This window comes from Paenibacillus alginolyticus DSM 5050 = NBRC 15375 (genome assembly GCF_000422905.1).
GTDB lineage: Bacteria > Bacillota > Bacilli > Paenibacillales > NBRC-103111 > Paenibacillus_E > Paenibacillus_E alginolyticus.
In genome coordinates this window covers 67566-88885 of sequence record NZ_AUGY01000021.1, presented here as the reverse complement: position 1 = coordinate 88885, position 21320 = coordinate 67566, and the positions used below count along the sequence as shown (strand labels likewise).

Below are 21320 nucleotides of genomic sequence, written 5' to 3'. Positions count from 1 at the left end.
GGTTTCCTCCTAAGAAGTTATCGAGCAATATTTATCAATGTCCTGAAGCATCGATTCAGGTGTATGTCGGAATTCGGCGGCGACCCGATAAGAATCATTACTGAAATTCGTCACCCTAATAATTTCACCATAAGCCGTAATAGGATGGGGATACCCAGGGAGAATGAAGCTGAATTCCAGAAATAAGGGGAAAAAGAGCCGATTCGTCGTAACAAAAGAAAGACCGCTGGCACTAATATCAAGCAGTTGTCCGGAAAAAGCGACTCCCTTGCTTGCGGATATACCGCGAATGCCAACAATACGCAGTGTGATCGGTGTTCGAAGGGAGAGCTTCACACGGCTGTACCTTCTGTTCTGATGATGATGAATTTCTTCGGGAATGGATAGCGAAAGGTAACATATCGTCTTCTTTAATTCAAGTTGAATTAAATCGACATAGGCGTAAAATAAAATTCCACGGTCTTTAAAAGAAAACTCAATGAAAGAAATATGCTCTAATTTGTCGAATGGAAAAATTCCGGACAGCTCTAAACAAACGGTGAATGAAGTGTCACCTATTTTGTCTATGGAGAAGTTTTCTTCATAGCAAAAAGGCTGCCCATCTTTACATTCTCCGACAATGATCAAATGACACTCCGTATTCGGTGCGATATATGCCAATTCCAGTGCCTTATTCCAATCCATAGCATCACCAAGTGGTTAGATTTGCATTCACGAACACATGCACATACCGTTAAGTTCTCTATTCATAATAATTTATAAAAGAAAATAAGAAAAGCCCCAAACGGGGCTTTATCTAGGAATTCACGTATTTACTGCCACGATAATGTACTGGTTACTAAGGAAAGTTCAAAGGAATGTGCGAAGTTAGATGAGATGGGGCGCACCCGAATAGAGAAGTGAGGCCCATGAATGAGATGCGCTGGAATGGTCGCTTTATAGCTCTGCATTTGTTCAATCAGTTCACCAATAGGTTCCATTGGAATGATTTTTTGCTCCCATTTTTCGCCATTTTCCTCGTAATAAATGACTTCTACTGCCGTATCTTGCGGCCAAATAGGTCCGAAGTGAACTTGTGTCGTAATTTCTTTCGTTGATGGTTTTATTTCGTTTAACGGCACTTCCGTTGATAATTTGGCAGAGCGGTCATCGATGCCTATGATCTTCACGTGATACCAGTTCGAACGGATGAACTGTTTGTAATCGGCAACTTTTGTTGCAACATCATAATGATTAGAAACAAACAGTCGGGCTCGCTGAGCTGTCGGCAAATAGGTGAGCTCTGTGTAGTCTTGCACCATGCGATGTGTGTTATAGACAGGGCTAAGCGATTGGATAGAACGTTTCATACGGCTGATCCATTGATGCGGGAGTGCTCCTTGATTGTAGTACAGCGGAATAATCTCTTTCTCTAAAATGTGATAGATGGCTTGCGTATTTTCTTTCTCTTGTGCAGCCCAGTCCGCTGCTCCTGTGGATCCGATAGCCCAACCGTTCGCACCGTTGTAGCCTTCCTCCCACCAACCATCGAGTACGCTAAAATTAAGTACCCCGTTCATGGCTGCCTTTTGACCGCTCGTTCCACTGGCTTCAAGGGGTCTACGGGGGTTATTTAACCAGACGTCTACACCTTGAACGAGGTAACGTGCCATATTCATGTCATAGTTTTCGAGAATAACGATTTTCCCAACGAATTCTTTCATTTGTGAGACGCGATAAATTTCACGGATAAGCTCTTGACCTGGGTAATCGGCAGGGTGAGCCTTGCCAGCAAAAATAAATTGTACGGGTCTCTCGGAATCATTGATGATCTTCTTAAGCCGGTACAAATCATTAAAAATAAGATTAGCCCGCTTATAGGTCGCAAACCTTCTGGCAAATCCAATGGTTAATGCCTTGGGGTTCAAATATTGTCTAACTTCTTCGATGCGCTCTTCCGATTCTCCGTTGCGCTTTCGCTGCTCGAGCAAATTCCGCCTAGCGTATCGAACTAAATCTTCTTTCAATTGTTGATGGACTTTCCAGATGGATTCGTCTGGAATGACCTCAATTTGCGCCCACTGATGCTTATTGGCTTGTTCTTCCCGCCATGAACCGGGTAGGAAACGATCAAGCAGTTCCTTCCATTGCGGTGCTGTCCATGTATCCATGTGTACACCGTTCGTAATGGAGCTAATGGGAACTTCGCTCGCATCGATATGACCGTGAAATTCTTTGAACATTTCTCGGGATACTTGACCGTGCAGCTTACTGACCCCATTGCGCAGTCCAGCTGTATTCATGGCCAAATGGGTCATATTGAATTGACCCGTATGGTGATCGAGCCCTAATGCCACAATATCTTGTTTGTGCTGCGATAGCTCACTTAGAAGAGGCCCGAGATAGTGTTCCACCATCTCGATGGAGAATGTGTCATGCCCCGCAGGTACAGGCGTATGGGTCGTAAATACAGTGGCTGAGCGAACGGTTTCGACCGCCACATGAAAGGGAAGACCTAGATGCAGAAGCTCCTTCAACCGCTCCAGCGTGAGGAAAGCCGCATGGCCTTCGTTGATATGGTACACGTTCGGGTAGATGTTAAGCAGCCGCAGCGCCTTAACGCCTCCAATGCCAAGAACCATTTCCTGAGCAATCCGCGTATCTTGATTGCCTCCATAAAGCTGAGCCGTCAGCTCTTTGTCCGCTGGATTGTTAGCTTCGTGATCGGCATCCAGCAAATAGATCGAATTACGGCCGACACGCACACGCCAAACCTGTAAGGTGATGGCGCGGCCCGGCATATCAATGGATACGGCAAGCTGTTGGCCATTTTGCAGCACAGGTTCAATCGGGAGCTTAGTGAAGTCATAAGGGTACAATTCACTTTGCTGACCACCGGAGGCATCGATTTTCTGTGTGAAATAACCTTTTTTATAAAGAAGTCCAACACCGATCAAAGGGATACCCAAATCACTTGCAGATTTCGCATGGTCGCCGGCTAAGATTCCCAATCCACCTGAATAAATCGGCAAAGATTCATGAAAACCGAACTCTGCGGAGAAGTACGCAATTTTTACATAACCTTGATCCGGATGTTTCTCTTGAAACCAAGTGGCGCCATTCATATAAGCATCGAATTTGGCAATTACTTGTTGATAATAAGCTACAAAATCTGGGTTGCCACTGAGGGCTTCAATCTGTGAATTGTCTAACAAGTGAAGTAAAAGAACAGGATTATGGCCACATTGATCCCATTTTACGGGATCCATCTGTGCAAAAAGCTGCAAGGCGTCATGGTTCCAACTGAACCATAAGTTGAATGATAACTCATTCAAACGCTCAATCGCAGGAGGCAAATGTCTCGTTACTTGGGGGAAGGCTGCTTGCATATCTGGATGTTCTCTCCCTTTATGCTCATGATCGTGATTACCCATATTATCTTGTTCCACCAACCTTTTCATACACGAGTTTAAGTAAGGAATATGCAGCAAAGAGTCCGGCAATGACAGAAAAAGCACCAAGGAAGACCGTTCCGCTAATTGGCAGCATTAGCCTTAGATAGCTAAGAACTGGAGAAGCCGAATCATATTGAGGTAAGAAAACGGATTTGGATTCACGAAAAATTTGCATAGGCTCCCAAAAAACGAGAACAATAGCAGCGGAGAGTAAGGCATGGATGAAGCGAGCGGTGACAAATGGCAAGTATCGCAGATTGGTATGACTTAATAGGCTAACAATTTGAGCATGAACGGACATGCCGCCCCATGACAAAATGAAAGCGCCGATAGCCACTTTGCTGGAGAGCGCTAGTGAAGCGGGAGCATTCCCGGCTGCCTTCGCCCCGAGTGTCACCTCAAACAAGCCATTCATAACCGCTTGTGATAACTCATGGGGGAGCCCTGTGTTCTGTAGAATGGAGGAGATGAGCAGATAGATTGCATTCATGACCTTAGCTGCTGTTAAGACTTCCAAAACAACAGAGAAGAATACAACTAATCCACCTACTACGAAAATCAAGCTGAGCGACTGTAGAATGGATTGACTTAAAAGTGTGCCTATAGATCTGCCATCGTTAATTCGAGCGCTGTGCATGGCATTAAAAGCACGCTTCCAGACCCAGCCCTTGCTTATCGTCTGCTTCTCTGTAGGTAGGCTCTTCCTGCCGTGAAATCGCATCATTAAACCTATAAGCACCGAGCCTCCATAATGAGCAATAGCCAAGATCATAGCCAAAGAAGCATCGTGGAAGAAGCCTATTGAAACAGCTCCAATTAGGAAAATCGGGTCGGAGCTTGTTGTGAACGCAACCAGTCGTTCACCTTCCTCCCGGTTGACAAGCTTTTGCACCCAGAGTTGGGAGGTCAGCTTAGCTCCGACCGGATAACCAGCAGCGAAACCCATAGCCATGACGAAGCCACCGATACCAGGGATACGGAAGACGGGACGCATCATCGGATCGAGCAGCGTACCGAAGAAATGAACGATACCAAAGCCAAGCATAATTTCGGATATGACGAAGAAAGGGAACAGTGCGGGAAAGAGCACATCCCACCAAATGGAAACGCCGCGCAAGGCTGCTTGAAGACCGTCATGAGGGAATGCGAATAAGCATAGAATAATGGCAACAACAACAAATGCCATGAGTAACGCAGCCGTGAAATTTCGTTTCTGCATGAGATTGGATACCTCCTCCTACTCAACTATATGAACAGGATGGGACATACATGCCGTCCCAAAATATTTAGACTTTGGTACTGTTCACAGCTCGGTTTTATGGTAAAATAGAACTAGTAAAGTCTTATATCCTAGGCAGCGGGAGTGATTCAAATGACAGGTGTCATTGCTGGTTTGGTTGTATGTATGTTCGTATTTGTCATTCGAGAAACGCTCATGCATGCAGGGGATGAGGATTTAGAAAACTATTAAAGCAAGACGAATAGCGAGGTTTACCCTAATGTCAGAAAGTGATCGCAGCACGTTGTACGAATTGATGGGGGGAGCGGAGACGGTACGCCGTCTCGTGGAAGCCTTTTATCCAAAAGTTCAGCAAAATCCACTACTATCGCCTCTGTTCCCTTCCGATATAGAACCCGTTATAGAAAAACAGTTCATGTTTTTAAGTCAGTTTTTTGGTGGTCCATCCTTGTATTCAGATAGGCATGGACATCCGATGATGAGAGCTAGACACATGGCATTTCCTATTACAGTAGAACGTGCAGATGCATGGTTAGGCTGTATGGCGGAAGCCATGGTGGAAGTAGGACTACCGGCTGATTTGCGGGATTTTTTACTTGAGCGGCTGAAAGGCTCTGCCTATCATTTTATTAACACATCAGAAGAAGAATAGTTCTTCTTTCCTACATACAACATTAGTGAAGGCGGGGTTTCAATGTTGGTCGAACCTTTATATGAAATAGCAGTGAAGTGCACATATTGCGAGAATTCCTACAAAACGATGAAGGTTCGCCCAAGCTTCAAAAAAGCTAGTAAAACAGATACGGATTTCTGCGTTCATTATAAAGATATCAATCCCGACTTCTACGTCGTGAGGGTCTGTCCTTTTTGCGGGTATGCACATACGGAGAACTTTTCGGATAAATGGAAACCCGCGCAGAGGGAAGTGTTCTACGAGCGAGTGGCTCAAAACTGGTCCATGCGCAATTATTGCGGAGAAAGAACTTGGGAAGATACGCTTCTGAGCTACAAATTGGCCCTTCTCAGTGCACAGATTAGAGATGAGAAATCGCGAGTTGTAGCAGGTCTTCTACACCATTTGGCATGGTTGTATCGGTCCAAAGGAGATTGGGAGCAGGAGGAGCGTTTCCTAACGTTTGCTTTGGAAGCTTATGTCAGTGTTTATGAAACAGAAGGTTTGGATCTCAATAATGCACGACTCATGTACTTGATTGGAGAGCTGAATCGCAGATTAAGCCGCTTTAATGAGGCCGTCAAATGGTTTTCACGCATCATTAATGATCGCAAGATTATGGATGCTGGTATGATTAGAGCAAGTCGTGAACAATGGATAGCAACCCGTGAAGATATGCTTGCCATTCGTATGGAACTTCCAGACGAAATGAAACAAGCTACATAATGAGTATTGTCGTATAAATCAAATGAACGCTTATCTATTCTGGGAGTTGATTTCAATCCCATGAATGGTTAAGCGTTCATTTTTTTCTCATTTGTTAATTGCACATGTTTGTAAAGGGTAGAACGGTTTTTACCGTGATGTTTGGATTCATAAAGCGCATGATCCGCTTCAGAGATGATTCGTCTCAATTCCACCTGAGGTTCTTCCGCGGTTGAAATTCCTATTGAGATTGTAATTGGAGTAAAATCCGTAAAATTTTTTTGGTGGAACGTATCAGCGACAATGGAGCATAGCCGTTCTGCATATTTGCTTAGCCGCAGTGGATCAATTTCTGAGCTGAGAAGAATAAATTCTTCCCCCCCGTATCTGGCCAAGTAATCCTGTTCATGGATATGGTTTCGTAAAGCACTGCTGATCTCGCGAAGCAGCTGATCACCTTCCAAATGTCCAAACTGATCGTTGTATTGCTTGAAATTATCTAAATCAATCATCATGATGGATACTCTGCGTTTGTGAAGCGCATTGCTGGCGATCGGCATAAAGCTGCGCAGATTCGGCAGTTTGGTTAAGCTGTCTTGATTGGCTTGAAGCTCTAACTGGCGCTGCAGTCGCCAACTTTTATTCTCATCATTGACCATGACGATAATGATGATGAAAGCAGCTGACATGATAGCCAGCATAAACAACTGATCTAAGGCGTATAGCCAGGATAGGTTACTCTCTAGTAGCTCATGTATCAGTAGGCGAAGGAGGAAGACGAATGAACATATTTGGAGCCCATGTCGAATAGGTATGTCCAAGAAACCACTGCGGTATTCTTTGTTGTGAAAGATGGAGCTTATCAGTGCTGGGGCAATAAGTTCTTGTACGATGATGAACCAGGCTTGGCTATCTTGCGTGAAGAGGGTAAGGCCCGAGGGTAATACTGTCGATAGCAGGGCAACAGGTAGTCCATAACGCAAACCGGCCATAAAGATGGGGACCGAACGTAAATCAACCAGACCAAAAAGCTCTGGCAGGGGTACCAGCATCATAAGGATGCTGGCTAGTCCAGTGAGCAATGGGGCTAGCAGGTGCTCATAAGAATCGATAAGCATCTTGCTGCGAACTTTCATTGCCATGTAATTTAACGTAACTAACGTACATGCGCTTGTCAAAGGAACGAGGTACTCATTCATAGGGATTCTTTATACTCCTTGCGCTTGGAAGCTACGATTCATTTGCGTATTACGGTGTCCGCCAATAAATAATCGCGATCTGTGTCAACGAGCGTTAGCTTATTATGGCAGCAAGGAAACACTAACAGCTTCTTTTTTCCTTCGTGAATAGATGTCAGTTCGTGGATTTTGAGCGGCAGCAGCACATTGGGGCTATGGCAAAAGGGACACTCAGCCACATAAATGTCCTTCATAATAATGTCATAAGGCCAAGTATTAGCGAAAGGGATCAAAGCTTACTTCGATTCTGGATCGCTATTTTCCGTAGAGGAAGCTTTAGCGAGCTCCGCTAATTTTTGCAGTAAAATATGTTGTGGCATATGCATGAGATGTTCTAAAGGCACCTTAAGCTGTTCAGCCAGCTTAACGGCCGTTTCTGGAGAAATTTGTAACGGTTTCATAGTTGAAATCACCCATCCTGTTCCGAATATATAGTGTTGGAACTACCTATAATTGAATCATACTTTTTACCTATAAGCAATGAGCAAGATGAGTATGATTGGCGATCAGGTGGCGTTTATGATTTAATAAAAGATGGAAAGGAAAGGTGATAGCTTTGCTTAATTTACCTCTTAATCAAACATGGAATTTAGAAACCTTTTTTCCTGGGGGAAGCGAGTCTCCTGCATTCGCAACTCATCTGAAGGAGCTTCAAGCATCGATTGCTGCTTTTCAAGAACAAGTACGAAATACCCCTTCACCAGAGCAGTTAGAAGACGCGGCTTCGTTAGTAAGACTGATCGAATTGCTTCAGCATAATTTGAAGCATATCCATGAGGCGGATTCTTTTGTAAGCTGCTTGCTGGCGGATAATCAAAAGGATAAGAAGGCGCCTGTACTTAGCGGACAGGTCAAAAGCTTGTATGCAGAGCATCTGTCGTCGCTCACCCATTTTGATCAAGTATTGACGGGAATCCAAGATGATGTATGGTCAGCTCTCCTGCAGAAAGAGCCGTTCAAAGCCATAGCTTTTTCGCTTCACGAGCGGCGTGCTTTGGCCCAGGAGAAGCTGCCGCCTGAGCAGGAAGCTCTGATTAATGATTTGGCCGTAGATGGCTATCATGGGTGGGGAGATCTGTATAATACGACCGTTGGTCAATTCCGCATGCCTGTGGAGGTTGACGGTGAAATGGTAGAGCTATCTGCCGGTCAAGCATTCAATAAACTCCATACGGAGAATCGTGAAGAACGACTGGATCTGTTTGAAAAATGGGAACAAGCATGGACAGATAAAGAGGAATATTGCGCCGAAGCATTAAACCATTTGGCAGGTTTCCGCCTTCAGGTTTATAAATACAGAGGTTGGAAAAACATACATAAAGAGCCGCTTGCAATCAATCGCATGGAAGAGAAAACGCTGAATGTCATGTGGGAAGTGATCGACCGCAACAAAGATATTTTCGTTGACTATTTAAACCGTAAAGCGAAGCTGCTAGGTGTTGATAAGTTGGCGTGGGTTGATGTGGATGCGCCACTGGGCGATTCCTCGAAGAAAATTTCTTATGACGAAGGCGCTACGCTGATTGTCGATCAATTCAAACGGTTCAGTCCCAAGCTGGCAGCCTTTTCGGAAGAAGCCTTTGAGAAGCGTTGGATCGAAGCCGAGGATCGAGCAGGGAAGCGTCCTGGGGGATTCTGTACTTCTTTCCCGATTGCGGGGGAGACGCGTATCTTCATGACCTACGGCGGTACGCTCAACAATGTTTCTACATTAGCGCATGAGCTAGGTCACGGCTACCATCAGCATGTTATGACGGATATGCCTGCGTTAGCGCAGGAGTATGCAATGAACGTCGCTGAGACGGCCTCAACCTTCGCTGAAATGATAGTAGCGGACGCAGTTGTGAAGAGTGCTTCTACAGATGAAGAACGTATCATTTTACTCGAAGATAAAATCCAACGCGCCATTGCTTTCTTCATGAACATCCACGCGAGATTCATCTTCGAGACGAACTTTTACGAAGCGCGAAGTCAAGGTTTAGTTAGCGTTGAGCGCTTGAACGAGCTCATGGTGGATGCGCAGAAGCTTGCGTACAAAGATGCTTTGAGCAGCTATCACCCGCATTTCTGGGCGGCTAAGCTGCATTTCTATGCGACGGATGTACCTTTCTATAATTTCCCTTACACGTTCGGTTACCTGTTTAGTGCAGGTATTTACGCGAGAGCGGTGCAGGAAGGTGCAGCCTTCGAAGATAAGTATATCTCTTTGCTTAGAGACACAGGCAGCATGAACGTGGAGGAGCTTGCTCAGAAGCATCTTGGCGTTGATCTGACAGAGCCTGATTTCTGGCAAAGCGCAGTTGATATGGCAGCTCAAGATGTGAAGCAGTTCATGGAACTGACAGAAGCTAAAGTCCGAGTGTGAACGAAAAAGGCTTTCCCATGATTGAAGTGGGAAAGCCTTTTTTGTGCAAGTAAAGCTTATAATTTGAAGATTTGAATCGTCTGTTGTAATTGTGTAACTACACGCGTCATTTCTTCGGCTTGAGTGACGATTCCTTGTACTGTAGCGATCTGCTCATTCATAGAAGCGGAAACTTCTTGTGTACCAGCCGCAGATTCCTCCGTGATCGCCGATATGTTCTCCATTGCCGCAGCAATTTGTTCGGAGCTTGTCAGCATTTGCTCGCTTTCTTCTGCGAAGCGGGTAATTTCTTCCGAAATAAAGCCTACGCTTCCGACAATCTCAGCGAAAACAATTTCAGTTTGCTCGATCAACACGGTTTGCTTCTTCACGACATCTTCGTTCACTTGAATGCTGCGAATAGCTTCTTGTATGCCTTGCTCGATGCTCTTCACGAAACCGAATACTTCACGTGTAAGAGACGTTGACTCTTCAGCAAGTTTGCGCACTTCCTGCGCAACGACTGCAAAGCCTCGGCCATGTTCGCCAGCTCTAGCAGCTTCGATGGAAGCGTTGAGGGACAAGAGGTTCGTTTGCTCAGCAATCTCGGAAATGGAACGAGTCACACTGCTGATGCCTTCAGCTTGACGAGCCAGCATGTCGATTGTATCAGACACCTGCTGGGTAACTTCTACATTTCGTTTCATACCGATGCCTTGGCTTTCAACGGACGTGCGTCCTTTTTCTACAAGAGTCATCATCTGATCAGAGCGGTCTTTCATTTCTTTGGCAGATCCGGCATAGTTGACGATTCTCACTTCAATATCTTTGGAAGTGATTGAAACACCGGAAACTTCTTCTGAAATTTGCCCGGCACCTGAGGCGAGCTCGTGGGCCGAAATGCTCACTTGTTCTAGGACTGTACGGAAGCTTTCATTTTTAACATATATATCGCGGCTTGTTTGAAAAACCTGCTTCGAGATGTTACCTGTGTCGCGAAGAATATCGCGGAGTTTATCTATCATTTTGTTAAAAGATTGGCCAAGCTGACCAAGTGTGTCATCTGAGGTTACGGTTACTTTTTGAGAGAAGTCTCCTTTGGAAATGTTGAGCGCTATTCGGGATAAATCGGCAATTGGTTCCGTTAACTGATTCTCGAACCATCGAATGAACGGGTAGCTGCCTCCTAGAATAATGAGTAGAAATATGATGCCAAGTAAGTGATTCCAATCCGAGGCGAAAGTAACAATCAACATGAAAATTGAGTTCAAACCAATCAATGCATAACAACCAAGTTGTAGTTTCTTTCTGAACGATAAGGATGATACTTTATCCAATCCGACCGACTCCTCTGCGAAATTTGTTTATTTGTGTTGGAATCCATGATGTATGTTTGCAAATTATAACATTGAATCTGGAAATATTCTACATCATTTCGACAAATATCGTTCGTTTCTTACAATGGAAAAGGGAGTTATATTAACATTGCATTAAAAATAGTAAGAATTGTGTGAATAATGTAAATAAACTGTTGAATTATGTAAATGGTGTGAGTATAATAGGTCTACAGTCGCATAAATTACATAATAAGTAAAAAAATAAAACTTAAGGAGGAAAGTAATGAATTTGGATCAAATACCACTCGCTCGACAAATCGACATGGTGTTTAGAAAGATCAAAGAAGAATTATCCCACGTGAATTCCGGTACTGTTTTTGTTCACATTCGCAACAATGAAATTGGTAAATTCGGTATTAAGCACCTTCCGTTTGAAAGTAAGGACGGCGTATTGCCTGCAACCACAACCAAAGGTTTGACGGAGCTGCAGTATCAATCCTTCCGGCAGATGGCCATTGAATCGCTGAAACGGAAGAAAAGCTGGACCCATGGAGAAATTTTGTTTGATTTCACCATTAGGCAAAACATGGTGTCTGCTAGTATTATGTTTGAGAGCAATTACAACATGGCTAATTTTGCAAGAACGATTTAGCACTTATACCCTTTTATCACAAACAACCCCGGTCACATTGATAACCGGGGTTGTTATTATTTATGGGAAAGAATCCGACCCTTTCCGTAAGGGATACACATGGGTGTACGGAAGATAGGATCAGGCGCTACGCTGCATTTCATATCGAACACATCGAGAAGCAGCTGTTCATTCACGATGTCTTCCGGCGTTCCTTCCGCATAAACCGAACTGTCCTTAATGGCGACGATGTGATGGGCATAACGACAGGCAAGATTAATGTCATGCAGGACCATCACGATCGTGCGTTGTTCATTCTCATTCAGCTCGAACAATAAGTCCAGTACCTCAATCTGATGGGTTAAGTCCAGATAAGTAGTGGGCTCATCTAGGAGCAGAGTAGGGGTGTCCTGCGCCAATGTCATGGCAATCCATGCTCTTTGGCGCTGCCCGCCAGATAAGGAATCCACACTGCGATCCGCGTATGTGAGCATATTCGTAAGCTGAAGCGCCTGCATGACTTTGCTCTCATCTTCCGATGACCACTGCTGCAGCCAACTTTGATAAGGATAGCGTCCTTGTTTTACGAGCTGACGTACAGTAAGCCCTTCTGGCGCGGAAGGTCCTTGTGGAAGGATGGCCATTCGCCGGGCTACCTCTTTGGTTGAGAGTTTGGCGATTTCCGTGCTATCCAGAAGAATGGCGCCAGATTTCGGCTTCAGCAGTCTAGCAAGGGAACGTAGAAGTGTAGATTTCCCACAGCCATTGCTGCCGATAAACACGGTGATTTTGCCTTTTGGTATTTGTAAATTCAAGCTATGGAAGATGGTTGTCTCTCCGTATGTTAACTGAAGCGATTGTGCTTCCAGTGCATTTTCTAGAGTGGGCATTGATCTGTCTCCTTTAAGTAAACCGCAGTTGTTAACCGCGATTTCTACTGCGATATAGCACATAGATGAAGATAGGGGCGCCGATAGCTGCTGTGAATACACCTGCTGGAATATCGAGCGGTTTGAATAAGAAGCGACCTGCTAAATCAGCTAATAGCAAAAGCAGGGAGCCTGTCAAAGCGGAAACAGGGATTAGCGCGCCGAAGCTAGGACCTACGAGCTTACGGGAAATGTGCGGCGCCATAAGACCAATGAAATTGATCGCACCTCCGAAGGCAACTGCAGCTCCGGATAAGGCTACGCTAAGGATGATCAATAAGAAGCGTTGACGCCCAACGTTGCTCCCAACACTACGTGCGATATCCTCACCCAAGGATTGTATCGTAATGTGCCGCGCATACAAGAAAATAATGGGAATTAACAGCAAGACCCACGGCAAGAGCGGGTAAACCGCTTTTTTCCAGGAAACTCCGTAAATACTGCCTGTCATAAAGGTGAGAGATTGATTAGCCAGAATAATCGGTCCGGAAAGCAGCATGAGATAAGACAATGCGCTCATCGCAGCGGTTAGTCCCGTCCCAATCAGGACAAGCCGCAGAGGCGTGATCCCATTTTTCCATGATAGTGAATAGACCAGTAATGTAGCGGCGAAAGCGCCAATAATAGCGGCAACTGGCAGCCAGTGAATACTGATTTTATCCGAGAAAAAAAAGAAAAAAGAAACAGCTCCAAGCGTAGCTCCGCCCGTTGTGCCAATCGTATCCGGCGAGGTTAGCGGATTTCGTACAATACCCTGCAGGATGGCTCCGGCTACTCCTAGAGATGCACCTATTAAGACAGCTACAATGACTCTTGGCAGACGCAAAGTCCTGACGATCATCGTGTTTGGATCAGTCCCGTAACCAAAAACAGCGCGAACGACTTCAGCGGGTCGGATATAGATGCTTCCTATTCCTGTACTCAGAATCATCACGATGATGACCGCAAGGAGCAGAAAAAGAGAAACAATCAGAGATTTCTTACTGATCAGATAAGAGAAGCGTTTTTGTCGAATGGCGACATAACGATGGGAATGACTCATTTCAGAAGTCCCCCTTTGCGAGCGATATAGATGAAGAAGGGAACTCCGAGAATGGCTGTCGCTACCCCGACATGAACTTCCTTAGGCATAACAATGAAACGAGCGATAATGTCAGCTCCAACTAAAAGAATGCCGCCTAGAACCGCACAATATGGAATAACCCAGCGATAATCGATTCCAACAAGAAAGCGAACGATATGCGGAATGATGATGCCTACGAAAACAATCGGTCCCGCAACAGCAACAGAACCTCCGGCAAGAATGACAATCACAACTGCAGCAATGAATTTCACGTATACGGTTCGTTGTCCAAGCCCTTTGGCTACATCATCCCCCATAGATAATATGTTGATGTGCGGCGATAAGAATAGGGCGCCAATCCAGGCGATTAGGATATAAGGGTAAACGGATTGGAGCATGGCCAAAGTCCGTCCTTCAACAGATCCGACAAGCCAGTATAAGACTTGGTCAAACGCTTTACCGTTTCCAAGCAAAATGCCTTGGGTTAACGAAGCGAAAAATGCCGTCAATGCTGAGCCTGCTAGCGTAATTTTCATAGGCGTTAAGCCGTCCCGGCCCAAGGAACCGAGTCCATAAACAAGAGCTGAGCTGAATGCAGCACCAAGAAATGCAATCCAAGTAAACTGAGTGAGGCTGGAAACATTAAAAAAACCAACAGACAACACGATGGCAAACGCAGCGCCTGAATTAATGCCGAACATACTTGGGGAAGCCAGCGGATTTCTTGTAATAGCTTGCATAAGTGCGCCTGCAACAGCCAAGCTTCCTCCGACTAGTGCAGCTATTAGAGCTCTTGGGATGCGGACCGTTTGAATGATGATAGCTTCGTTTGTTGATTGGGCGGTATGAGAAAAAGAGCTCATAATTTGGTCCCATGAGTATGTATGTAGTCCGAACATGACGCTGCTGAGCATCATTGCAGCCAGCAAGCAGCAAGTAATCCAATACTTTTATAGAAATGGTGGAGACGTTGTTTGCTTGAATAGATCGAATTGTTCATGAATGAGTGCCTGCTTCCTTAAATCCTGCTTCATTTATTTTAATGAGTCTGACTAGCGAAGTCAATGAATATGATAATCATTATCAATGTAGATTGACAGGCAGGTGATAAATTTAGTACGATGTGATAGATAATGATAATCGTTATCAGTAATTGACTGGTGGAGGGAACTCATTTATATGTTTGGAAAAAGAAATCGTCAACAAGGAAGAGCTTGGGCTCTTATTGCACTTGTGTTTATTTTGTCCGTTGTTTTGACGGCATGTGGAGAAAAGCAAGGTTCACAGCCTTCAGCATCAGCAGCACCTGAGGCATCAGAGAAAGCGGATAGTCCTCGAACCATTAAACATGCCATGGGAGAAACGGTCGTACCGGCGAATCCAAAGCGTGTCGTCATTTTGACCAATGAAGGAACGGAAGCACTTCTTGCATTAGGCATCAAACCGGTAGGCGCCGTTGAATCTTATTATGGAAGCCCATGGTTTGATCATATTAAAGCAGATATGCAGGGTGTGACGACAGTTGGCGGTGAAGCACAACCGAATTTGGAGTTGATCGCATCGCTTAAACCTGATTTAATCATTGGCAATAAGATGCGTCATGAGAAAGTCTACGATCAATTAAAAGCCATTGCTCCAACGGTCTACTCGGAGACGCTGCGCGGTGAGTGGAAAAGTAACTTCAGCTTATATGCTGATACGTTAAATAAGAAAGCCGAAGGCGATAAAATTATCGCAGCTTTCGATAAACGCATTGAGGATTTCAAAAGCAAAGCAGGCGATAAGCTGAAAGAGAAAGTGGCTGTCGTTCGTTTTATGGGTGGCAAAACCAGATTCTATTACGGCAATATGTTCACGGGTGTTATTTTTAAACAAATCGGTATCGTTCGTTCGGATGCTAAGAGTGATGAGAAATCATTCGAGGACATTACCAAGGAGCGTCTAACGGAGCTTGATGCTGCGGACAAAGTGTTTTATTTTACGTATGAGACCGGGGATGGCAAAGGGACTAAGCAAGAGCAGGAATGGATGAATGACCCGCTCTGGAAAAATCTTAAAGTGGTTAAAGAAAATAAGCTAATCAAAGTGAATGATGCGACTTGGAATACAGCCGGCGGTGTCAAAGCGGCTAACATCATGCTGGATGATTTGTATAACCTATATCAAGTGAAGCCTTAAAATGAAGGGGCTGTCCCAAAAGTAGATAAAATCTACTTGAGGACAGCCCCTTTTTGGCCAATTGACCTTCTGAGATATTCGAATCGGTATTCAGAACGAATTTCATACTGGAGTGACCGAGAGGATACCCCTCATTTTGTGAGCCCGACACCGCACGAATTTACATATCCAAAGGTGAAAACTTCGTTCGTTTGGCTTGACAACTTCATATAATTCATACTATGATTCACCTGTCTGATAGGTACACAGGTTCGAAGATAAGGGGAAAAGTCGATGCCGAAAATTCAGAAATACAATGTTCATGAACTAGTAGCACAAGAAATTCAACGATACATTGAGGAAAATGCTTTGAAAGAGGGAGACAAGCTGCCTTCCGCCGGAGAACTGACAGCAATGTTTGGTGTTGGCCGTTCATCCTTAAGGGAAGCACTGCGTTATTTGGAAGCCGTTGATATTGTTCGTGTAGAGAACGGCAAAGGTATTTTTGTACGCGATGTTGATACGTTTCGTTTCACAGGCAAAGTGAAGGTGGAGAATGAGAAGAAGTTCTTACTTTCCATTCTGGATGTGCGTCGGGCACTCGAGGGCAAAGCGGTGGAGCTATCTGCACGCAATATCAATGCGAATCAATTGAAAGAGTTGGAAAAAATCTTACAAGAATATAAAAAGTTGAAAGATAGCGGAAAAGATACCTCGCAAATCGACCTTGCTTTTCACCAACACATTATTAAATCTTCAGGGAATCCGATCCTGGAAAGCGTCATAAACTCCATGAGCGGCCTTTATCAAAAGTTTTTCAACGATCCGCTTGGAGAGAAGCGCTTATTTGACGAGACCTATCCATTCCATCATACGATTTATGAGGGGATTGCCCAGCAGGATCCAGAAAGAGCGACAGGCGAGTTTCATCAAATGATGGATATTATCGAGAAGCTGATAAAAACCTATTGAAAAATTTGTCGATTTTTTACTTGACGGAGAAAGCGGTATCAATTATGATCAACCTATCAGACAGGATGACTGGATGATACATCATAAACGAATCGCAACCGAGGAGGGGTATCTTCTTATGTGGGGAAAACAAATGCGTAAAGTATGGCCAACAGTAGTTGCATCTACGATGCTAGTGGGGTTGCTCGCAGCATGCGGCAGCAATACGGACACGGCAAAAAATGATGCGAAAGGCAATAGCGATCAAGCGGGTGCAGGAGCGAGTTCGGGGAAAGCGGTTACCGTTCATATGATCGAGAGCTTGACGAGCCCGAAACGGACCGACATTCTCAAAGCGATGATTTCCCAATTCGAGAAAGAGAACCCGAACATTAAAGTCGATCTTATCTCGCCTCCGTTCGATCAAGCGGATAATAAGATTAGAACTATGCTTGCAGCTAAACAAGAACTGGACGTTCTAGAGGTAAGGGATTTGAACATCGCGGAGTATGTGAACAACGGTTACATTGAGCCGCTCGATACTTACACCAGTACTTGGAAAGACTTCGGTACAGTAACAGCTGTGGCCAAGTCGATCGCAACGAATAACAATAAACTCTACTTCATTCCGAACGGCTTGTACCAACGTCAATTGTTTTACCGCAAAGACTGGTTCGAGGAAAAAGGCTTGAAGCCGCCGGTTTCTTACCAAGAACTATATGAAACGGGCAAGAAGCTAACCGACGCAGCTAAGAACCGTTACGGGTTCTCGTTCCGAGGCGGTATGGGTTCTGCAGGCATCACCGACCAGATGGTACTCGCTTATAACGGGGATCAAGTGAATTTGGAAGATGCGCAATTCTTAAAGAGCGGAAATACGATTTACTCTTCACCAGAAGCTAAGCAAGCTATTGAATTATATATGAAGATTTATAAAGAAGCTTCACCTTCGGATGCTGTTAACTGGGGCTTCCAAGAGCAGGTACAAGCGTTCACCTCAGGTGTAACCGGCATGCTGCTGCAAGATCCGGACGTCATTCAAACGATCCAGGAGAAAATGAAGCCGGAACAATGGGCGACGGCACCAATGCCAACAGGACCAAGCGGCAAGGCTCTCATTCAAGCAGGAGGAGCTGGCTGGGGTATCGCATCCCAATCCAAGAACAAAGAAGCTGCCTTCAAGCTGATCGCTTTCTTGTCTAATCCGCAGCAGAATACTGAGTTTGGCAAAAAGTACGGTTTAGTACCGATTCATACCACAGCAGCAAATGACGAGTACTTCAAAACAGGTCCTTACAAAACGTTGCTGGATATGTCCAACAAGCCGGACGTATTCATGAACTACAAGCCGCCGTTCCAATATCCGGGTACGGGTCAATGGAATCAAGCAAGCATGGAGAGTGGCCAAGCGTATTTGCTCGGTAAATTCACGATCGACGACGTTCTGAAGAAATGGGACGCTTATTGGATGGACCAAAAGTCGAAGAAAAAATAGCGTTTAACCTTCGTAATGGGTGGCGATTCGCTGCCCATTACCATTTTTCTATATGAGGTGGTGCATCTAATGAAGAGTCGGCAGCCGTTCATCTTATTTGGTTTGCTCCCCGCTCTATTACTGGTCCTTATTTTCACGTATTATCCGTTCTTAAAGGGCGGCATCATGGCGTTTCAAGAATATAAGCTTTTCGATCTTAGGAATGTTCATTTTGTCGGTCTACAAAATTTTCAGGACGCATTCAAGGATCCGAAGTTTCTGACTGCCATGACGAACAGTGCGTACTGGGTGTTTTTTTCCTTAGTATTTCAATTTCTCATCGGGCTGACGCTTGCGCTGTTGATGAACAAAAAATTCCGGGGTAGAGGGATTTACCAAGGTTTAGTGTTCTACTCATGGGCGCTTTCGGGGTTTTTGATTGGGATGATTTGGAAGTGGATGTTTAACTCGCAAATCGGTGTCATCAACGATCTTCTGCTCAAGACAGGTCTGATCGAAACGCGGATCGGGTTCTTATCGGATCCCAAATGGGCGATGATCTCCGTCATTATTGCAAATGTATGGTACGGCATCGCATTTTTCGCGATTATGCTGCTCGCAGCGCTGCAATCCGTACCTTCCGAGCTGTACGAAGCTGCCGAGATGGACGGAGCGAGTGAGGCACGCAAGCTGCTTAGTGTTACGCTGCCCTACATTTTACCGACGATCATTACGACTACACTCCTTCGGGTCATCTGGATCTTTAACGATCCTACGATCATCTACGGCATGACGAACGGTGGACCAGCAGGAAGTACGCATATTTTATCTTCGTTAATGCTGGATAAAATCATTTACGCCGGGGATTACGGCGCGGCATCCGCAATCGGGGTTGTCATGATCGTGCTTTTGCTGTTGTATACGATATTTTATTTAGCGGTTACCAAATCTGAGAAAACGGGGGATTTCTAACCATGAAGACGCGCTTACCATTCATAGGTCCATTCAAAGTGTTTTTTCTAGCGCTTCATTTAGTGATCATGGTCTTCCCGCTATATTGGATTTTGATTACTTCATTAAAGCCTCAGAACGAAATTTTCACATATCCGCTTAAATATTGGCCGACGAATATTACGTTCGATAATTATGTCAACATTTTTAAAATATCCAAATTTCATATCTACATCGGCAACAGCTTGTTGGTAGCTATCTCATCCGCACTTATTGTTATTGTGATTTCCGTTTTGAGCGCTTATGTGCTTGCCCGTTTTCAATTTCGTGGACACCGGCAAATTATGTTGGCATTTTTCGCGACACAGATGCTGCCAGGTTTTATTTCACTTGGTCCCTTGTACCTCATGATGACGCAATTGGATTTAATTAATTCCAGAATCGCGCTCGTACTCATGTACACGGTAGGTTTAATTCCATTCTCAACCATTATTTTACGGGGTTTCTTTCAACGCATACCTGCCAGTCTAGAAGAGGCGGCGATGATCGATGGTTGCTCGCGGCTTGTAGCTCTGGTCCGGATTATCGTGCCCATTATGATGCCGGGGATCGCGTCGACTTTTATTTTCGCATTCGTGCAGAACTGGAACGAGTTGTTTATGGCGGTCATGTTCATTGATCACGACACACTTAAGACGATGCCTGTGGCATTGAATTCGCTTATTCTCAAATATGACGTCGATTGGGGCGCCATGTCGGCAGGCACCGTATTGTCCGTCATTCCAACCGTCTTTCTGTTCGCGTTCGCGCAGCGTTTTATCGTAGAAGGCCTCACGCAAGGCGCAGTGAAAGGCTAAGCAGTAAATTTCGGATCGGAGAGAAACATCTATGAATAAAGATCAGTCGGGGGATTCGCTTTATACCAAAGCGGCACATGACCCGTACGATACTCGACACCATGGGGCGATTAACGTCCCCGTCTATCAAAACAGTTTATTCGCCTTCGAAACTCACGAGCAATTCGATCTGGCTATGCAAAATGTATTAGGGCATCACGTCTATTCGCGCGGCAATAATCCGACCGTTCGCAATCTCGAGGAGAGGCTTGCCGAAATGGAGGGCGGCGAAGACGCGAAGTGCTTCGCTTCAGGGATGGCTGCCATCACAGCGGCAGTTCTTTCTATTGTCCAACAAGGCGATCATATTGTCTGCGTGAATCATGCTTACGGTCCGACACGTGAGTTTCTTGGATCATACCTGGTCAAATTCGGTATCGAGACGACTTTCGTAGACGGGACTGCACTCAGCAATTGGGAAGAAGCCATCAGACCTAATACGAAATTGATGTATCTGGAAAGTCCGACAACGATGACGTTCGAGCTTCAAGACTTACGTGCGTGTGCTCAGCTTGCCGCGAGTAAGGGGATTAAGACGATTATCGACAACACATGGTCCACACCATGTCATCTATTGCCTATTTCGTTGGGGATTAATCTGGTTGTCCATTCTATAACAAAATATATATCCGGGCATAGTGATTGCTTGGGCGGGGTTGTCATCGGTTCAATGGAACTTATGACTCGACTTAGCAATTCGGAGTACATGCTGTTCGGTGGGATCATGACACCACAAACAGCAGCGTTAGTGATGCGTGGATTGCGGACACTTCCGCTTAGAATGGAACGCCATCAGCGCAGTGGAATGCTCGTTGCCGAGCATATTAGTCACCAACCTTACGCCGTTCATGTTCATCATCCGGGGCTCCCTATGCATCCGCAACATGAGTTAGCGCTTAAGCAGCTAAAGGGGTTCAGCAGCTTATTCTCGTTCGAATCGTTAGAACCGTTGGAGAAGCTGAAGGCTTGGGCGACAAAGCTCCAGTATTTCAAAATTGGCGTTAGCTGGGGCGGATTTGAAAGTCTAGTCAACGTAAATGTGGTGCAGAGCGGAGATACCGTACGGCATATTGTCCGCCTTTACGTGGGTCTTGAGGATCCGCAGGATTTGATTCGGGATCTAGACGATGCGGCTGCGGTTACGCTACTATGAACATTATCCCCCGAGGGGATAAGCTCGGAGGAGCCGTATGCGACAATTCGTAAATACGGCTCAGTAAGAGGCCTATGCATTGTGCATGGGCCTTGTTTATATTTGGCTGCGGATTTGCCAGGCTAAGTTAGATTGGGGATAAGT

Annotated in this window: 20 protein-coding genes; 10 read left to right on the top strand and 10 right to left on the bottom strand. The window is 45.1% G+C overall.

Translation table 11 applies throughout. The features are described from left to right. Positions 1 to 9 precede the first annotated feature (9 nt). From G519_RS0111735 to ylbJ, 3 genes are all read right to left on the bottom strand, one after another. Positions 10 to 684, bottom strand: a complete 675-nt coding sequence (locus G519_RS0111735; protein WP_029194848.1) for a flagellar brake protein — start codon at positions 682 to 684, stop codon at positions 10 to 12. 128 nt (positions 685 to 812) lie between these two features. After that, positions 813 to 3413: an alpha-glucan family phosphorylase gene (glgP, locus tag G519_RS0111730; protein WP_244280093.1), complete on the bottom strand. Its 2601-nt coding sequence runs from the start codon at positions 3411 to 3413 to the stop codon at positions 813 to 815. A 1-nt stretch (position 3414) separates the two neighbouring features. Further along, positions 3415 to 4653 carry a sporulation integral membrane protein YlbJ gene (gene ylbJ, locus G519_RS0111725; protein ID WP_029194846.1) on the bottom strand — a complete coding sequence of 413 codons (1239 nt, stop codon included), beginning with the start codon at positions 4651 to 4653 and terminating at the stop codon, positions 3415 to 3417. 280 nt (positions 4654 to 4933) lie between these two features. Between ylbJ and G519_RS0111715 the strand changes: the two genes are divergently transcribed. Beyond that, positions 4934 to 5326 carry a globin domain-containing protein gene (locus tag G519_RS0111715; RefSeq protein ID WP_029194845.1) on the top strand — a complete coding sequence of 131 codons (393 nt, stop codon included), beginning with the start codon at positions 4934 to 4936 and terminating at the stop codon, positions 5324 to 5326. A 42-nt stretch (positions 5327 to 5368) separates the two neighbouring features. Further along, the gene (locus G519_RS0111710; protein WP_036632715.1) at positions 5369 to 6073 is read left to right on the top strand and encodes a DUF2225 domain-containing protein; all 705 of its coding nucleotides are present in this window, start codon (positions 5369 to 5371) and stop codon (positions 6071 to 6073) included. A gap of 68 nt (positions 6074 to 6141) precedes the next feature. Here G519_RS0111710 and G519_RS0111705 read toward each other — a convergent pair whose 3' ends face one another. The 3 genes from G519_RS0111705 to G519_RS48910 are packed head-to-tail and all read right to left on the bottom strand — an operon-like array spanning position 6142 to position 7691. Next, positions 6142 to 7251: a diguanylate cyclase gene (locus G519_RS0111705; protein ID WP_029194843.1), complete on the bottom strand. Its 1110-nt coding sequence runs from the start codon at positions 7249 to 7251 to the stop codon at positions 6142 to 6144. Positions 7252 to 7289: 38 nt separating this feature from the next. Then, positions 7290 to 7523 carry a hypothetical protein gene (locus tag G519_RS52110; RefSeq protein ID WP_084160131.1) on the bottom strand — a complete coding sequence of 78 codons (234 nt, stop codon included), beginning with the start codon at positions 7521 to 7523 and terminating at the stop codon, positions 7290 to 7292. A 3-nt stretch (positions 7524 to 7526) separates the two neighbouring features. Further along, a complete protein-coding gene (locus G519_RS48910) occupies positions 7527 to 7691 on the bottom strand; it encodes a YycC family protein (protein ID WP_082562639.1) in 165 nt (54 codons plus the stop codon). A 155-nt stretch (positions 7692 to 7846) separates the two neighbouring features. Between G519_RS48910 and G519_RS0111695 the strand changes: the two genes are divergently transcribed. Further along, positions 7847 to 9655, top strand: coding sequence for a M3 family oligoendopeptidase (locus tag G519_RS0111695; protein WP_036632741.1), 1809 nt, complete (start codon positions 7847 to 7849; stop codon positions 9653 to 9655). 56 nt (positions 9656 to 9711) lie between these two features. On the opposite strand, the gene G519_RS0111690 is transcribed toward G519_RS0111695, so the two are convergent. Further along, positions 9712 to 10971, bottom strand: coding sequence for a methyl-accepting chemotaxis protein (locus G519_RS0111690; RefSeq protein WP_029194841.1), 1260 nt, complete (start codon positions 10969 to 10971; stop codon positions 9712 to 9714). Between the two features lie 283 nt (positions 10972 to 11254). Here G519_RS0111690 and G519_RS0111685 point away from each other — a divergent pair, with 283 nt between their 5' ends. Next, a complete protein-coding gene (locus G519_RS0111685) occupies positions 11255 to 11623 on the top strand; it encodes a hypothetical protein (protein WP_029194840.1) in 369 nt (122 codons plus the stop codon). A gap of 56 nt (positions 11624 to 11679) precedes the next feature. On the opposite strand, the gene G519_RS0111680 is transcribed toward G519_RS0111685, so the two are convergent. Genes G519_RS0111680 through G519_RS0111670 form a run of 3 tightly spaced genes read right to left on the bottom strand, consistent with a single transcriptional unit; the run spans position 11680 to position 14511 of the window. Then, positions 11680 to 12492, bottom strand: coding sequence for an ABC transporter ATP-binding protein (locus G519_RS0111680; RefSeq protein ID WP_029194839.1), 813 nt, complete (start codon positions 12490 to 12492; stop codon positions 11680 to 11682). Between the two features lie 31 nt (positions 12493 to 12523). Further along, positions 12524 to 13573: a FecCD family ABC transporter permease gene (locus G519_RS0111675; RefSeq protein WP_029194838.1), complete on the bottom strand. Its 1050-nt coding sequence runs from the start codon at positions 13571 to 13573 to the stop codon at positions 12524 to 12526. Beyond that, positions 13570 to 14511 carry a FecCD family ABC transporter permease gene (locus G519_RS0111670; RefSeq protein ID WP_174806648.1) on the bottom strand — a complete coding sequence of 314 codons (942 nt, stop codon included), beginning with the start codon at positions 14509 to 14511 and terminating at the stop codon, positions 13570 to 13572. The genes G519_RS0111675 and G519_RS0111670 overlap by 4 nt, the downstream gene beginning before the upstream one ends. Positions 14512 to 14773: 262 nt before the next feature. On the opposite strand from G519_RS0111670, the gene G519_RS0111665 reads away from it, so the two are divergent. From G519_RS0111665 to G519_RS0111640, 6 genes are all read left to right on the top strand, one after another. Further along, positions 14774 to 15772, top strand: a complete 999-nt coding sequence (locus G519_RS0111665; RefSeq protein ID WP_029194836.1) for an ABC transporter substrate-binding protein — start codon at positions 14774 to 14776, stop codon at positions 15770 to 15772. Between the two features lie 273 nt (positions 15773 to 16045). Continuing rightward, positions 16046 to 16723 carry a FadR/GntR family transcriptional regulator gene (locus G519_RS0111660; RefSeq protein WP_029194835.1) on the top strand — a complete coding sequence of 226 codons (678 nt, stop codon included), beginning with the start codon at positions 16046 to 16048 and terminating at the stop codon, positions 16721 to 16723. Between the two features lie 118 nt (positions 16724 to 16841). Further along, entirely contained in the window at positions 16842 to 18197 is a 1356-nt protein-coding gene (locus tag G519_RS0111655) for an ABC transporter substrate-binding protein (RefSeq protein ID WP_244280092.1), read from the top strand. 69 nt (positions 18198 to 18266) lie between these two features. Next, positions 18267 to 19148, top strand: coding sequence for a carbohydrate ABC transporter permease (locus tag G519_RS0111650; protein WP_029194833.1), 882 nt, complete (start codon positions 18267 to 18269; stop codon positions 19146 to 19148). A 2-nt stretch (positions 19149 to 19150) separates the two neighbouring features. Continuing rightward, positions 19151 to 19984, top strand: a complete 834-nt coding sequence (locus G519_RS0111645; RefSeq protein WP_029194832.1) for a carbohydrate ABC transporter permease — start codon at positions 19151 to 19153, stop codon at positions 19982 to 19984. Positions 19985 to 20015: 31 nt separating this feature from the next. After that, the gene (locus G519_RS0111640; RefSeq protein WP_029194831.1) at positions 20016 to 21176 is read left to right on the top strand and encodes a trans-sulfuration enzyme family protein; all 1161 of its coding nucleotides are present in this window, start codon (positions 20016 to 20018) and stop codon (positions 21174 to 21176) included. The last annotated feature ends 144 nt before the right edge of the window (positions 21177 to 21320 follow it).